Here is a 14,283-nt window from a genome sequence, read left to right as displayed (position 1 = left end):
CTTCATTTTTAATTTTTAATTTTTTGAATATGTCAAATAATCCCCGTCAAGTAGCGTTTCAGGCTTTAGAAGATATTTACCAAAATCATGCTTATACCGATATTGCTTTAGATAGAGCCTTAAAAAATAATTCCCTTTCAAGAAGTGGGTTGCATAGTAAATCCTTTCAAGATCGCGCCTTAGTATCTGAGTTAGTATATGGTATAGTGAGGAGAAAAAGAACTTTAGATAGTATTATCAATCAATTTGCCAGTAAAAAAGCCTCTCAACAACCGTTAAAACTGAGAATTATTCTGCAATTAGGGTTATATCAAATACGCTATCTCGATAAAATTCCAGCCTCGGCGGCAGTCAATACCAGTGTGGAATTGGCGAAAAAAAACGGTTTAAGTAAAATATCGGGAGTGGTTAATGGTATTTTGAGATCATACTTGCGTCAAAGTGCCGATGGTGATCCTTTGATTCTACCTTCTGATAAAATTGCTTATCTAGGAGTAAAATACAGTTTTCCTGATTGGATTGTTAAACTCTTTATTGATCAATTTAGTTATCAAAAAACAGAGGCTCTTTTAGACTGGTTTAATAATACTCACCATATCGATTTAAGAACAAATATTATCAAAATAAATAGAGAAAATCTGCAAAATAAGCTATTAGAAAATAATATAGAGACATTTTTATTGAAAGAAGCTCAAGGTTTAAGGTTAAGCAAAGCCGTGGGAAATATAGGTAATTTAGAAGAATTTAAACAGGGATTGTTCACTATTCAAGACGCAAGTGCGCAGTTAGTAACTCATTTACTCAATCCCCAAGCAGGAGAGACAATTATTGATGCCTGTGCCGCACCGGGGGGGAAAACGACTCATATAGCTGAGTTAATGGGAGATAAGGGCAAAGTTATTGCTATAGACACCTACGCTAAACGTCTCGAAAAAATCAAGGAAAATGCCACGAGATTGGGTTTAACTTGTATTGAAGTAAAAGAGGGAGATAGTAGTGAGTTAACAGAGTGGGAAAATCAAGCGGATAGAGTTTTAGTAGATGTACCCTGCTCAGGTTTAGGCACATTACACACAAATCCAGATATTCGTTGGCGTAAAAAACCAGAAGAGATAGAAAAATTAACTAGATTACAGCAGAAAATATTAACCAATGCCAGTAAATGGGTGAAAAATGGCGGTATTTTAGTTTATGCAACTTGTACCCTTAATCAAAAAGAAAATGAAAATATAGTCACCGAATTTTTGGCAAACCATCCTCAATGGCAGTTAGACACAAAAAATAATAATTTCCTTGATAATTATTCGCTACCATCAAAGGGAATGATCAAAATATTTCCTCCTGATGACAATATGGATGGATTTTTCATAGCAAAATTAATTAAAGGAGAAGTTTAAATGAGTAAGGAGAATAAAACTAAGTTATTAATTAAGATTCTAGTGGGTGCGGCTTGGATTGATGGGGTAATTCAGGCAGAAGAAAGAGAATATTTAAAAAAAGTTGTCACTGAAAATCACCTAGAAAATGATCCAGAAATAAAGTCTCTCCTCTCGGAAATTAAACCGATAAATGCCCAAGAATGTTATCAATGGCTAGAAGATTATCTCGGTAACAGTCCCAAAACAGAAGATTATCAAAAGTTACTTGAGGCAATTAGTGCTTTGGTTTACAGTGATGGTGATATTGACATTCAGGAAGCAAAACTCTTGAGTCGTCTGCAAGATTTAGAACCTAATGGAGATAATAAGTCTATTCCAAAACAAATTTTACAGTCTATTAAAAAGATATATCAAAAAGCGATCGCAACTTAAAGGATAATATTCTTCAATCCGAGGTTCACAAACCCATTTTTTCATGAACGGTTAATTAGGAATCCCTTGTCAAATTTGATCCAGTCCATGATAATCTTGAAAGTGGCAAATTTTATTATAAATTAACATTTACTTAAGGTAAATTAAAACTATATCAGCATGGTTGCAGTACAAGAAAAAACAAACGTCGGTAAAATCACCCAGATTATTGGACCGGTGGTTGACGCTGAATTTCCTAGTGGCAGTCTTCCCCGTATTTATAATGCCCTTCGTGTTGAAGGTACTAATTCCGCAGGTGAAAAAGTAGCAGTTACCTGTGAAGTACAACAACTCCTCGGGGATAACCAAGTTCGTGCAGTATCGATGAGTACTACCGATGGTTTAGTCAGAGGAATGGAAATTGTTGACACTGGTGCACCTATTAGCGTTCCCGTTGGTAAAGCAACTTTAGGACGTATCTTCAACGTTTTAGGTGAACCCGTTGACAACAAAGGTGATGTTAATACCTCCGAAACTTTCCCCATTCACCGCAAAGCCCCTGCTTTTACAGAATTAGATACCAAACCTACCGTTTTTGAAACTGGTATTAAAGTTGTGGACTTATTAACCCCCTATCGTCAAGGTGGTAAAATCGGTTTGTTTGGTGGTGCAGGTGTTGGTAAAACCGTTATTATGATGGAATTAATCAACAACATTGCTATTCAACACGGTGGTGTATCTGTGTTTGGTGGTGTGGGTGAGCGTACCCGTGAAGGAAATGACCTCTACAACGAAATGATTGAATCTAAGGTTATCGATCCTGATAATCCTGAAAATTCCAAAATCGCTCTTGTTTATGGTCAGATGAACGAACCCCCCGGAGCTAGAATGCGCGTAGGTTTATCTGCTTTAACTATGGCGGAATATTTCCGTGATGTTAACAAACAAGACGTATTACTATTTATTGATAATATTTTCCGTTTCGTTCAAGCTGGTGCTGAAGTATCTGCGTTATTAGGTAGAATGCCTTCTGCGGTAGGTTATCAGCCCACTCTTGGTACTGACGTGGGTGATTTACAAGAGCGTATTACCTCCACTAAAGAAGGTTCTATCACCTCTATTCAAGCGGTTTACGTTCCTGCGGACGACTTAACCGATCCCGCTCCTGCTACTACCTTTGCTCACTTAGATGGTACTACAGTATTGTCTCGTAATTTAGCGGCTAAAGGTATTTATCCTGCGGTTGATCCTTTAGGTTCTACCAGCACCATGTTACAAGCTAGTATCGTAGGGAAAGAACACTATGAAACTGCTCGTGCGGTACAGTCCACCTTACAACGTTATAAAGAGTTACAAGATATTATTGCCATTCTCGGTTTAGATGAATTATCTGAAGAAGATCGTATTGTGGTCGATCGCGCTCGTAAAATTGAGCGTTTCTTGTCTCAACCTTTCTTTGTTGCAGAAGTATTCACTGGTAGCCCTGGTAAATATGTTTCTTTAGAAGATACCATCAAAGGTTTCCAAAAAATCCTCTCTGGTGAATTAGATGATTTACCAGAACAGGCTTTCTACATGGTAGGAAACATTGATGAGGCGATCGCTAAAGCCGAAAAAATGAAAGGCTAAAACCCTTAAGAATCTGTAGAGGTGTGTTATCGCATCTCTACCCTATTTATTTACCTCATTTCGATACAAATATATGGTATTTAGGCAGGTTTCAGGTATCGGGTAGCAGGTTTCAGGTAAAGATTTTCAGAAATCTTGATTATTCAATCAAAGAATTGAAAAAGAATCAATTAAAATAAATATACTTTTTGTGAATTTTTTAACCTGACACCTAACACCTGACACCTGACACCTTTACACCATTAGAAATTTTATATCGAATTCAGGTTATCTATAAACATAAGGCTATTAAATCTTAAATTTATCTTTGAATTATGACTTTAACGGTAAGAGTAATTACTCCCGATAAAATTGTCTGGGATCAAACTGCTCAAGAGGTAATTCTTCCTAGCAGTACTGGACAGTTGGGTATTTTAACAGATCACGCTCCCCTGTTAACTAGCCTTGATGTAGGTGTTATGCGTGTACGCCCTGATAATAAAGAATGGAAATCCATTGCTGTTATGGGTGGTTTTGCAGAAGTTGAAAACAATGAGATTAAGGTTTTAGTTAATGGAGCTCAATTGGGAGAAACTATTGATAAAGAACAAGCTCAAATTGCAGTCAATGAGGCTCAAACAGCTTTAGATCAAGCCACAGCAAAAGGCGATCGCCGTGAGCAAATGAAGGCTACTCAACAATTGAAAAAAGCCAAAGCTAGATTACAAGCCGCCAGTTAATCAATAATGAAGCTAGTTTGTATCTAAGTTTACTGGTTAGGGTAGGGAAAAGGGAAACCCCCCCTGTTTTTCCTTTTAAGGGAAGAAGTTAAGTGCTTAAGTCATTTTTAAACTTCACCCTAAAACCCCCTTTATCCCTACTCATTATTATTGGTTATAATATACCTAAGTGGAGAGATGGCAGAGTGGTTGAATGCGGCAGTCTCGAAAATTGCTAAGGGGTAACACCCTTCGAGGGTTCAAATCCCTCTCTCTCCGTTTGCAGACATAGCTAGTCCTGCTAACCATCCTGTAGTCCAAGCATTCTGAAAGTTGAATCCCCCCGTCACTCCATCAACGTCTAAAATTTCTCCTGCAAAATATAAATCGGGGCATTTTTTACTCATCATTGTTTTAAAATCTATCTCCTTTAAACTCACTCCTCCACAAGTAACAAATTCATCTTTAAATACTCCTTTCCCTTGAATTTGATATACACCCCTTATTAATTCTTCTGTCAATTTATCTATCTCTTTTTTTGTAATTTCAGCCCAAGTTTTATCCCGATTAGTTAGGCTATAGGTAACTAAACTTTGCCATAGTCTTTTTGGTAAATCAAAGCCATGATAATTAATAACTTTTTGTTTAGCTACGGTGTTTTTACAATTAATTAACTCTTCCTTGACTGATTCATAATTCCTTTGAGGAAGCCAATTAATAATCAACGGTATATTATACTTATTATCATGTAAAATCCTTGCTCCCCATGCCGACAATTTTAGAGTAGCAGGTCCACTTATACCCCAATGGGTGACTAATAAAGCACCATTTTGCTCTAATTTTTTCCCTTTTTTAAGAGATAATTTCAACTGGACATCATCACAAGTAATTCCTGCTAAATCTGCTAGACGTGGGTCTTTTATTTTAAAGGTAAATAAAGAGGGAATAGGAGTTTGTATCGTATGCCCCAATTTTTTCGCCCATTGATAACCATTAGGATTACTTCCAGTGGCAATTAGGATTTTTTCAGCTTTAATTATTTCCCCTGATTTAAGAGTAATATTAAAGCCTAATTCTGATTTATCAATATCCTTAACGGGAGTTTGAGTATAAATTTTTATCCCCAATTGAGTAGCAGTGTCGGTTAAACAGTCAATAACTGTTTGAGAGTTATCGGTGATGGGAAACATACGCCCATCGCTTTCAGTTTTTAACTTAACTCCTCGTTTCTCAAACCAGTTAATGGTATCTTGGGGTTGAAAACGAGAAAAAGCACCTCTTAATTCCCTGCCACCACGGGGATAATTATTGACTAATTCTGAGGGATTAAAGCAATGATGGGTAACGTTACATCTACCTCCCCCGGAAATTTTAACTTTTGTTAGGGGTTGTTTTCCTGCTTCTAGGATACTCACCGTTACATGAGGATAAACAGATGCGCAATTTATTGCACCAAAAAACCCCGCTGCACCCCCTCCAATGACTACTATTTGCGATTTTTTTATCATTTATCTTAACCTATGTCCCACGCCACGAATTTTACCAAACTCTAGGCTCAAACTCGGATGAATTAAGAATTGTCATATTTTCTCTTGATTGGGGCTGTAGGTTGGGTAGAGGAAACGAAACCCAACTTTTATGATCTTTAGGTTAGGTTTAATTTTTGATAAAATAATGGGAATTTAATCTATAAGAATTTCATGTCATATAAAGATATTATTACTATACAATCAGGAAAAAGAAGTGGAAAACCTTGTATTAGAGGAATGAGAATTACCGTTTATGATGTTCTTTCCTATCTCGCTTCGGGAATGACTTATGAAGAAATATTAAACTATTTTCCTTATTTAACCAAAGAAGATATTTTGGCTTGTTTAAGTTATGCAGCCGATCGTGAACGTTAAACTCTTTTGGTGAATTAATGAAATTGCTTTTTGACCATAATTTATCACCACGTCTAGTTAATATTATTAGAATTCTCCATGAACTTAGACTAACGAAAACCGCAATTACTATAGAATTTAATTTATATGGATATTACCTGTAGAAGAAAGTGGAAAATTTAAGTAAGGAAAAGACAAAATATGTCTAAAAAGAATCAATCAAATTAAGGACAAGGTTGTATATTGCAATTGCGACGACCCTCGAATTAGCAATTTCTTTAATTATTTTGCTTCAAACTTCAAAGAGTTAGGCCTTAAAAAATTAATAACTGCTTGTTATAGAGAACAAGTAAGAGATTTATTTAATACAGAAGAAAATGAAAATGGTTTTTTCTTTGAATATACAGGTACAGAAGGAGAAAAAAACAAACCAAGTTCAACAGACATTGTTTACTTTAAAGGGGATGGGGATTTTCGTAGTGCTGAAAGTATTGAACTATTAAAGCAGTCCGATATTGTTGTTACTAACCCCCCATTTTCATTATTTAGAGAGTATGTAGCTCAATTAGTTAAATATGATAAAAAGTTCTTGATAATTGGCAATATTAATGCAATAACCTATAAAGAAATTTTTAAACTAATTAAAGAAAACAAAGCGTGGTTAGGAATAAATCTTGGTAGAGGTATTTCTGGTTTTATTGTCCCCGAACACTATAAACTTTATGGAACTGAGGCTCGGATTGATAGCTTAGGAAATAGGATCGTTTCTCCAAATAATTGCCTATGGTTAACTAATTTAGATAATTTTAAACGGCACGAAGATATTGCACTCACAAAAAGATATTTTGGGAACGAAGTTGAATATCCAAAATATGACAATTATGATGGAATCAATGTTAATAGAACACAAGATATACCTTTAGATTATCAAGGGGTTATGGGTGTGCCAATAACATTTTTACATAAATTTAATCCCGCTCAATTTGAAATAATTAAATTCAGAAAAGGCAATAATGAAAAAGATTTATCAACAAATGGGAAATGTCCCTATTTTAGAATTCTAATCAAAAATAAACGAATACAAAATAAAATAATTGAAAGTACAGGAATAGAAGTAAAGATGGTCGATGGAAATTCTAACATAAATCTGAGTTCACCTCAGTTTGAGATAAAATGTTATACTAATTTGATCGCATCTTAACTAAGGTTTAAAACTTTTTATCTAATCCAGCCTGTTTACAAATTTGATTGGCAGTTATTCGATCGAACAAATTATGACGTTTGACAGGAATTGTTATATTATCGTTAGTATAGATTGAATGATTACCACCTTCTCTTAAAAGATAAAAACCATTACCCTCTAAATATTTGATTAAATCTTTTCTCTTGACTGACATTAGGCAACCTCAATCGATAAGGTTTCAATAATATCCTCATCATTGAGAGGAATTGTTTTGCCTTGTTGTTGATATGCCAATATCATCTCATTTAAAGCATCTTCTAGCAGAAAACGACATTCTCTAAGACTTTTTCCTTCTGTAATGACTTCTTGCCATTCAATTATTTGCCCCATATACCCCGAAGGAATTTTTGTATATTTAGCAGTGTATTTATATCTCATAAAATATTTTGTTTTTCAAAAAACCTAAAATAATCCCTATCTTTATCTTTTATTGACAAGAATTTTACTATAGTTTGGGTTGAATAATGTCCAACCCTTTGTTAACTTAATCTAACTGGCTAACAACCCACTATGTCTTAATAATGCCTCAGTTTTAGGCTCTCTACCTCGGAATTTTTTGAATATTTCCATCGGTGATAGACTACCTCCCAAAGCTAAAACCGTATCACGGAAACGTTGCCCAACGGTTTTCACTTCTTCCTCATTGTCTAAACCTACTTCTTCAAAAGCAGAAAACGCATCCGCACTCAAAACTTCCGCCCATTTATAGCTATAGTATCCTGCGGCGTAACCTCCAGCGAAGATATGCCCAAAGCTACACAAGAATCTGTCTTCAGGTAAAGGTTTCATTACTGTAGTTGTCTCAGAGATGCGATCGCGCAATTGATGGGGAGTTTCGCCACTATGGGGTTGATAACGGGAATGTAACTCTAAATCAATAATACTGAAATGTAATTGACGTAACATAGAAGAGCCACTCATATAATTTTTAGACGCCACTAACTTATCGTAATAGTGAGAAGGCAAAATTTCCCCCGTTTCATAGTGTTTAGCCATACCAAAGAGAGTATTTTTTTCCAAACACCAATTTTCCATAAACTGACTAGGTAACTCCACTGCATCCCATTCCACGTTATTAATACCCGCCGCTCCCGGGTAGTCAATAACCGTTAACATATGTTGTAAACCATGGCCAAACTCATGGAAAAGGGTTTCCACATCCGCAAAAGTCATCAAACTAGGTTTACCATCCACTGGAGGAGTTTGATTACAGGTTAAATAAGCCACCGGTAAACGATTAACCACCTCGCCATTAACCTCAAATTTTGCCCTACCTAAACAGTCATCCATCCAAGCACCTCCCCGTTTTTCCGAGGGGCGAGAATAAGCATCTAAATAGAAATGGGCGATAACCTCATTATCATTATTGCTGACTTGAAAATATTGGACATCCTCATGCCAGACAGGGGCTTCTCCATTAGCAGGGGTGATAGTGACACCGAAAATCCGTTTTGCTAACCCAAATAAACCGTCTAACACTTGATTTAAAGGGAAATAGGGGCGTAATTCTTCCTCAGTGAAATTAAATAACTTTTCTCTTTGTTTTTCTGCCCAATAGCTCACATCCCAAGGTTGCAAATCATCAGAATTGGCAAATTCTTTTAATTGGGCTAATTCCTGTTTTGCACTTTCAAAACTAACAACTCTCAATTCTTCCAAGAGTTTTTCCACGGACTCCACATCGTCAGCCATCTTTTTAGCAAGGCTTACTTCAGCATAATTATCGTAACCCAAAAGATTAGCTAATTCAAGACGCAAACTTAAAATTTTATCAATAAGAGGATTATTATCATATTCTCCTCCTCCTGCTCGACTGATAAAAGCCCGATAGACTTTTTCTCTTAAATCTCTTCTTTCACTGAATTTGAGAAAAGGCACGTAACTCGGATAATCTAAGGTTATCACCCAAGGACCGTTTTCCGCAGTGGCATTTTCATCCCCTTCATTTTTGGCGGTTTGAGCGGCTAGGCTGAGTAAACTAGGAGGCAATCCCGCCACTTCTTCGGATGTAGTTAGCTTTAACTTAAAGGCTTTAGTAGCATCGAGGACATTATTAGAGAAATTAGTAGATAACTGTGCTAATTCAAGTTGAATTTGATTAAAACGCTCTTTTTTCTCTCCTTCTAAGGCAACTCCTGACAATTCTGCTTCTTTAATGGCTGATTCGACAATTCTTTTTTGAGCAAAGTCTAAATTATCCCATTGTTGAGAATCTCTGAGAGCAACGAATCCCTTGTATAAAGGTTGACTTTGGGCGACTCGATTGGCAAATTGTACTAATTCTGGTTGTACTGCTTCATAAGCCTCTCGCAATTGGGGACTATTTTTCACTCCCATTAAATGCCCAATTATACCCCAAGTCCAACGCAATCTTTCTTCAATTAAATTAAGGGGAATCACTAAACCTTCCCATGTAGGTTGAAGGTTATTTTCTAACTCCTGCACTTGGGTTTCTAAAGTGGGTAAAAGTTCCTTAACTGCGGGTACAATATGCTCAGGTTTAATTTCAGGAAAAGAAGGTAATCCTTCGCCTTTGAGTAAGGGGTTATGATTGCTCATGAAATTATATGATGTCTAATTTTTTGCTAACTAAGATTATTATTTCTATTATTAACAAATATGGCTCTCTTACTGCTCGTCGTGTAAATTATTGGTTAGGAAAAGGTTTCGGGTGGCAGGTGGCAGGTTTGACGGTTAAATAATAAATATTAACTTATAACAATTTATAACAATTAATTTTTTTAATCGTTAATCTCTTGTTTTACATAGCTTATAGCAATTATTTTTTATTAATTTATCATCGCTACTGTAGAAGAGCCACAAATATTAGGTGTGTTTCGCTGATGTCTTTGGCTTTTGCTCTTTAGTACATGGGTGATGTAGAATGTACCAGAGTTGTAAATCGAATTTTAAATAGACTTTTCCACTAATTAATTATTTATGGCAGGACATAGTAAATGGGCAAATATTAAACGACAAAAAGCCAGAGTTGACGCCAAAAAAGGTAAGACTTTCACTCAACTTTCAAGAGCTATAATTGTAGCGGCTCGTAATGGTCTTCCTGACCCTGATGGTAATTTTCAGTTGCGCACGGCCATAGAGAAGGCAAAATCGGCGGGGATTCCCAATGAAAATATTGAAAGAGCGATCGCAAAAGGAGCAGGGACATATAATGATGATGATAGTATCTTAGAAGAAATTAGATATGAGGGTTATGGTATTGGTGGGGTAGCAGTATTAATTGAAGCCTTAACAGATAATCGGAATCGCACGGCGGCGGATATTCGTGCCGCTTTTAGTAAAAATGGTGGCAATTTAGGGGAAACTGGTTGCGTTAGTTGGATGTTTGAACAAAAAGGAGTAATTGTTATTGAGGGGGAGTTAGAGGAGGATAGTTTATTAGAAGTCTGTTTAAATGCTGATGCCCAAAGCTATGAAATCATTGACGAGGAAGACTACCAAGGGGCAGAAATTTTTACTTCAGTGGAAACTTTAGAACAAGTTAACTCTTTTTTTCAAAATCAAGGATTTAATGTCAAAGAAACCGAATTACGTTGGATACCAAATAATTATATAGAGATTAATGATCCAGAACAAACTAAATTTTTACTGCGTTTGATGGATGCTTTAGAATCTTTGGATGATGTGCAGAATGTAACCGCTAATTTTGATATTCTCGACTAGGAATGAGTAAATAGTTAATAGCGAATAGTGAATAAATTTCAGTTAAAAATTGAGAGTTAAGAGTTTGTTTCCCCCTCTCTCCTCATCCCCTCATCATCGTAAGGGTTGAATATATTCAACCCCTACCACCCGCAACCTCTCCCTAAACTCCCCAATAGCCTATCTTAATCCTTAAAATATCCAAGACATAAAGTTGATTATTAGTAAAAACTCAAGTTAATATATAGCTTAGTTAAAGTAATATATAGTGATTAGTGAAAATCCCTTGTCTTCAAGATTATCAATCTGTATTTTTGCCCCCGAAACCAAAATTGTACACTCCTTAACAGAATTATTGAGTGGCGATCGCTATGATTTGCATATTCTTAATTCTGCCAGTGAATTGGGAGGCTTTGTCGTAAACAATAAAGAAAACCTCGATTGTCTTATTATCCTCAAAAACGATTTAAGTATTCCCATTATCAACGAGTTTTATGAACAGGGATTAATTTTACCTGTGATTATTCTTGAACCAGATAACCTTGAAACTCCTTCTTTAATAGAACATAATTCTAATCCTATCCCTCTTGAATTAACCACTGATACGCCTATAGGTAATCACACTTTTCATACCGCAGAAGTTAAGCTGACACTAAATAGATTAAATCATATTAATCACTATATAGATAAGGCAATTACTCAGTTTTTACATCTCGCCCCCAGTTGCTCAATTACGGAAAATCCGGGGAATCAAAATACTCATAAGAAAATAGAAGAAAAGCAAAATTTTTTGCTGTTACAACAGAGAAGACTAGCGGAAAAACTGAAAGAAAGACTAGGTTATTTAGGGGTTTATTACAAGCGTAATCCTAGTTATTTTTATCGTCATCTTTCCCAGACGGAAAAGGAAGAATTTATCACACAAATGAGCGAACAATATCGCCAGATTATTCTTGACTATTTTAATCAGGAAAATGAAGTTAATCAAGCGATAGATCAATTTGTTAATCAGGCATTTTTTGCAGACTTATCTGTTTCTCAAATATTAGAAATCCACATGGAATTAATGGATGAATTTGCTCAACAATTAAAATTAGAAGGAAGAAATGAAGATATTTTATTAGATTATCGTCTCGCATTAATTGACATAATTGCTCATCTTTGCGAAATGTATCGTCGTTCAATTCCTAAAGAAGATTTACCTTTTGATGTTCTTTTTACGGTAGATTAAGTGTATAAGTAATTATAGAATATAAATAATAATAAATAACCGTTAATAATTTTTTAAATCACATCCATGAGTCCTATAAAAAAAACCTATGTCCTCAAATTATATGTAGCGGGAAATACTCCTAATTCCGTTAGGGCCTTAAAAACTCTAAAAAATATCCTTGAAGAGGAATTTAAGGGGGTATATGCCTTGAAAGTAATTGATGTTTTGAAAAATCCTCAATTGGCAGAAGAAGATAAAATTTTAGCCACTCCTACTTTATCGAAAGTTTTACCTCCTCCAGTGAGAAAAATCATTGGAGATTTATCTGATCGAGAAAAAGTTTTAATTGGTCTTGATTTATTGTATGAAGAAATAAGAGAGAGAGAATAGTTAAAAATAGTAATTTCTGATAAATTACTAACAGCCAATAAAACCATTTTTAAAAAACAAAATTTAACTTTTAGACAATTCAAATTAATACTCAAATTATAAAAAATGAATATAAATAAGGAAGAATTAAAAGCAAAAGGAGTAAAAAAAATTCGCACTATGATTGAAGGATTTGATGAAATCAGTCATGGCGGTTTACCAATGGGTAGGACAACTCTTGTCAGTGGTACTTCAGGTACAGGAAAAACCCTTTTTGCGATTCAATTTCTTTATCATGGTATTAAATACTTCGACTATCCCGGATTATTTATCACCTTTGAAGAATCTCCTAATGATATAATCAAAAATGCCTACAGTTTTGGGTGGGATTTAGAAAGTCTGGTTGAACAGGGCAAACTCTTTATTTTAGATGCTTCTCCAGATCCTGAAGGGCAAGAAGTAGTTGGTAACTTTGATCTATCTGCTTTGATTGAAAGAATCCAATATGCTGTTAAAAAGTATAAGGCAAAATTAGTCTCCATCGATTCTGTTACAGCTATTTTTCAACAATATGATGCTGCCGCAGTGGTGAGACGGGAAATTTTTCGCCTAGTGGCAAGACTAAAAAGCCTTGATGTGACTTCCGTAATGACAACTGAAAGATTGGATGAATATGGTCCGATCGCGCGTTTTGGGGTGGAAGAATTTGTTTCTGATAACGTGGTAATTGTACGCAACGTTTTGGAGGGAGAGAGAAGAAGAAGAACTATTGAAATTTTAAAGTTACGGGGTACTACTCACATGAAAGGAGAATATCCTTTTACCATTACCATTGATGGTATTAATATCTTTCCCCTTGGTGCAATGCAACTTACACAGCGCTCATCTAATGCCCGTATTTCCTCTGGGATTAAAACCCTTGACCAGATGTGCGGAGGAGGTTTCTTTAAAGATTCTATCATTCTTGCTACAGGGGCAACAGGTACAGGAAAAACCCTTTTAGTTAGTAAATTTCTTGAAGAAGGTTGCCGACAGGGTGAAAGGGCGATACTCTTTGCCTATGAAGAATCAAGGGCGCAATTATCCCGTAATGCTTTTTCATGGGGTATAGACTTTGAAGAAATGGAGAAAAAGGGCTTACTTAAGCTATTATGTTCCTATCCAGAATCGGCAGGATTAGAAGATCATTTACAGATGATAAAATCCGAAATCGCAGAATTTAAACCCAGTAGAATTGCGATCGATTCTTTGTCAGCTTTAGCTAGAGGTGTTACCAATAATGCTTTTCGTCAATTCGTTATTGGGGTAACAGGCTACGCTAAACAGGAAGAAATTACAGGTTTTTTCACCAATACCACCGATCAATTTATGGGGGCTCACTCCATTACTGAATCTCATATTTCCACTATTACCGACACCATTTTAATGTTACAGTATGTCGAAATTAGAGGGGAAATGTCACGGGCGTTAAACGTCTTCAAAATGCGTGGCTCATGGCATGATAAAGGTATTAGAGAATATACTATCAGTCGTGAAGGTCCAGACATCAAAGACTCTTTCCGCAACTATGAGCGTATTATTAGCGGTTCTCCTACTCGCATTGCAGTGGATGAAAAAAGTGAGTTATCCCGCATTGTCAAAAATGTAAAGGATAAGAGTGCTAATGAATAAAGAGATGTTGCCCAGTTAAAGTATTAGGGTAGGTTTCAAGTTTCAGGTTGCAGGTGGTAGGGGGATGAGGAGATGAGGGGAGAGGGTGAGAGGGGAAAGTAGGGGCGAATGGCCATTCGCCCGT

General features: G+C 35.8%; 14 protein-coding genes, 1 tRNA gene and 1 pseudogene. 12 read left to right on the top strand and 4 right to left on the bottom strand.

Annotated features, from left to right (window positions below; all coding sequences use genetic code 11):
* The first annotated feature begins 29 nt into the window (after positions 1-29).
* The 5 genes from CYAN10605_RS16540 (at position 30) to CYAN10605_RS16520 (ending at position 4,396) form a co-directional block, all read left to right on the top strand.
* Positions 30-1,397, top strand: coding sequence for a 16S rRNA (cytosine(967)-C(5))-methyltransferase (locus CYAN10605_RS16540; protein ID WP_015221092.1), 1,368 nt, complete (start codon positions 30-32; stop codon positions 1,395-1,397).
* Positions 1,398-1,811, top strand: coding sequence for a tellurite resistance TerB family protein (locus CYAN10605_RS16535; RefSeq protein ID WP_015221091.1), 414 nt, complete (start codon positions 1,398-1,400; stop codon positions 1,809-1,811).
* A gap of 159 nt (positions 1,812-1,970) precedes the next feature.
* On the top strand, positions 1,971-3,419 hold the full coding sequence (gene atpD / locus CYAN10605_RS16530) for a F0F1 ATP synthase subunit beta (RefSeq protein ID WP_015221090.1): 1,449 nt from the start codon (positions 1,971-1,973) through the stop codon (positions 3,417-3,419).
* A gap of 314 nt (positions 3,420-3,733) precedes the next feature.
* Positions 3,734-4,138 (top strand): ATP synthase F1 subunit epsilon, encoded by a 405-nt coding sequence (gene atpC, locus CYAN10605_RS16525; RefSeq protein ID WP_015221089.1) that lies wholly within the window; start codon positions 3,734-3,736, stop codon positions 4,136-4,138.
* 171 nt (positions 4,139-4,309) lie between these two features.
* Positions 4,310-4,396 (top strand) — tRNA-Ser (locus tag CYAN10605_RS16520).
* Here CYAN10605_RS16520 and CYAN10605_RS18280 read toward each other — a convergent pair.
* On the bottom strand, positions 4,378-5,625 hold the full coding sequence (locus CYAN10605_RS18280; protein WP_015221088.1) for a BaiN/RdsA family NAD(P)/FAD-dependent oxidoreductase: 1,248 nt from the start codon (positions 5,623-5,625) through the stop codon (positions 4,378-4,380). The two genes, CYAN10605_RS16520 and CYAN10605_RS18280, sit on opposite strands and share 19 nt — an antisense overlap.
* Positions 5,626-5,817: 192 nt before the next feature.
* On the opposite strand from CYAN10605_RS18280, the gene CYAN10605_RS16515 reads away from it, so the two are divergent.
* Both CYAN10605_RS16515 and CYAN10605_RS16510 read left to right on the top strand, forming a co-directional pair.
* The gene (locus CYAN10605_RS16515) at positions 5,818-6,021 is read left to right on the top strand and encodes a DUF433 domain-containing protein (protein WP_015221087.1); all 204 of its coding nucleotides are present in this window, start codon (positions 5,818-5,820) and stop codon (positions 6,019-6,021) included.
* A gap of 208 nt (positions 6,022-6,229) precedes the next feature.
* Positions 6,230-7,114: pseudogene (locus CYAN10605_RS16510) on the top strand (adenine-specific methyltransferase EcoRI family protein); the annotation flags it as partial.
* A gap of 94 nt (positions 7,115-7,208) precedes the next feature.
* On the opposite strand, the gene CYAN10605_RS16505 reads toward CYAN10605_RS16510, so the two are convergent.
* The 3 genes from CYAN10605_RS16505 to CYAN10605_RS16495 form a co-directional block, all read right to left on the bottom strand.
* On the bottom strand, positions 7,209-7,397 hold the full coding sequence (locus CYAN10605_RS16505) for a type II toxin-antitoxin system HicA family toxin (protein WP_015221086.1): 189 nt from the start codon (positions 7,395-7,397) through the stop codon (positions 7,209-7,211).
* Positions 7,397-7,621 carry a type II toxin-antitoxin system HicB family antitoxin gene (locus CYAN10605_RS16500; RefSeq protein WP_015221085.1) on the bottom strand — a complete coding sequence of 75 codons (225 nt, stop codon included), beginning with the start codon at positions 7,619-7,621 and terminating at the stop codon, positions 7,397-7,399. Before CYAN10605_RS16500 ends, CYAN10605_RS16505 begins: the two co-directional genes overlap by 1 nt.
* A gap of 111 nt (positions 7,622-7,732) precedes the next feature.
* Positions 7,733-9,802, bottom strand: coding sequence for a M3 family metallopeptidase (locus CYAN10605_RS16495; protein ID WP_015221084.1), 2,070 nt, complete (start codon positions 9,800-9,802; stop codon positions 7,733-7,735).
* Between the two features lie 8 nt (positions 9,803-9,810).
* Here CYAN10605_RS16495 and CYAN10605_RS19365 point away from each other — a divergent pair, with 8 nt between their 5' ends.
* The 5 genes from CYAN10605_RS19365 (at position 9,811) to kaiC (ending at position 14,159) form a co-directional block, all read left to right on the top strand.
* A complete protein-coding gene (locus tag CYAN10605_RS19365) occupies positions 9,811-9,945 on the top strand; it encodes a hypothetical protein (protein ID WP_277422489.1) in 135 nt (44 codons plus the stop codon).
* Positions 9,946-10,183: 238 nt separating this feature from the next.
* A complete protein-coding gene (locus CYAN10605_RS16490; RefSeq protein ID WP_015221083.1) occupies positions 10,184-10,927 on the top strand; it encodes a YebC/PmpR family DNA-binding transcriptional regulator in 744 nt (247 codons plus the stop codon).
* A gap of 265 nt (positions 10,928-11,192) precedes the next feature.
* A complete protein-coding gene (locus CYAN10605_RS16485) occupies positions 11,193-12,137 on the top strand; it encodes a circadian clock protein KaiA (protein WP_041922980.1) in 945 nt (314 codons plus the stop codon).
* Between the two features lie 66 nt (positions 12,138-12,203).
* Positions 12,204-12,509 carry a circadian clock protein KaiB gene (gene kaiB / locus CYAN10605_RS16480; protein ID WP_015221081.1) on the top strand — a complete coding sequence of 102 codons (306 nt, stop codon included), beginning with the start codon at positions 12,204-12,206 and terminating at the stop codon, positions 12,507-12,509.
* Between the two features lie 105 nt (positions 12,510-12,614).
* Positions 12,615-14,159: a circadian clock protein KaiC gene (gene kaiC / locus CYAN10605_RS16475; RefSeq protein WP_015221080.1), complete on the top strand. Its 1,545-nt coding sequence runs from the start codon at positions 12,615-12,617 to the stop codon at positions 14,157-14,159.
* The last annotated feature ends 124 nt before the right edge of the window (positions 14,160-14,283 follow it).

It is taken from the genome of Cyanobacterium aponinum PCC 10605 (genome assembly GCF_000317675.1).
GTDB lineage: Bacteria > Cyanobacteriota > Cyanobacteriia > Cyanobacteriales > Cyanobacteriaceae > PCC-10605.
This window is presented reverse-complemented; position numbering and strand designations above follow the sequence as displayed.

Coding starts and splice junctions, on each gene's coding strand:
- CYAN10605_RS16505 (WP_015221086.1), bottom strand. CDS start 7,397: ATGTCAGTCAAGAGAAAAGATTTAATCAAATATTTAGAGGGTAATGGT.
- atpC (WP_015221089.1), top strand. CDS start 3,734: ATGACTTTAACGGTAAGAGTAATTACTCCCGATAAAATTGTCTGGGAT.
- atpD (WP_015221090.1), top strand. CDS start 1,971: ATGGTTGCAGTACAAGAAAAAACAAACGTCGGTAAAATCACCCAGATT.
- CYAN10605_RS16515 (WP_015221087.1), top strand. CDS start 5,818: ATGTCATATAAAGATATTATTACTATACAATCAGGAAAAAGAAGTGGA.
- CYAN10605_RS16500 (WP_015221085.1), bottom strand. CDS start 7,621: ATGAGATATAAATACACTGCTAAATATACAAAAATTCCTTCGGGGTAT.
- CYAN10605_RS16535 (WP_015221091.1), top strand. CDS start 1,398: ATGAGTAAGGAGAATAAAACTAAGTTATTAATTAAGATTCTAGTGGGT.
- CYAN10605_RS18280 (WP_015221088.1), bottom strand. CDS start 5,625: ATGATAAAAAAATCGCAAATAGTAGTCATTGGAGGGGGTGCAGCGGGG.
- CYAN10605_RS16490 (WP_015221083.1), top strand. CDS start 10,184: ATGGCAGGACATAGTAAATGGGCAAATATTAAACGACAAAAAGCCAGA.
- CYAN10605_RS16540 (WP_015221092.1), top strand. CDS start 30: ATGTCAAATAATCCCCGTCAAGTAGCGTTTCAGGCTTTAGAAGATATT.
- CYAN10605_RS16495 (WP_015221084.1), bottom strand. CDS start 9,802: ATGAGCAATCATAACCCCTTACTCAAAGGCGAAGGATTACCTTCTTTT.
- kaiB (WP_015221081.1), top strand. CDS start 12,204: ATGAGTCCTATAAAAAAAACCTATGTCCTCAAATTATATGTAGCGGGA.
- CYAN10605_RS19365 (WP_277422489.1), top strand. CDS start 9,811: ATGATGTCTAATTTTTTGCTAACTAAGATTATTATTTCTATTATTAAC.
- kaiC (WP_015221080.1), top strand. CDS start 12,615: ATGAATATAAATAAGGAAGAATTAAAAGCAAAAGGAGTAAAAAAAATT.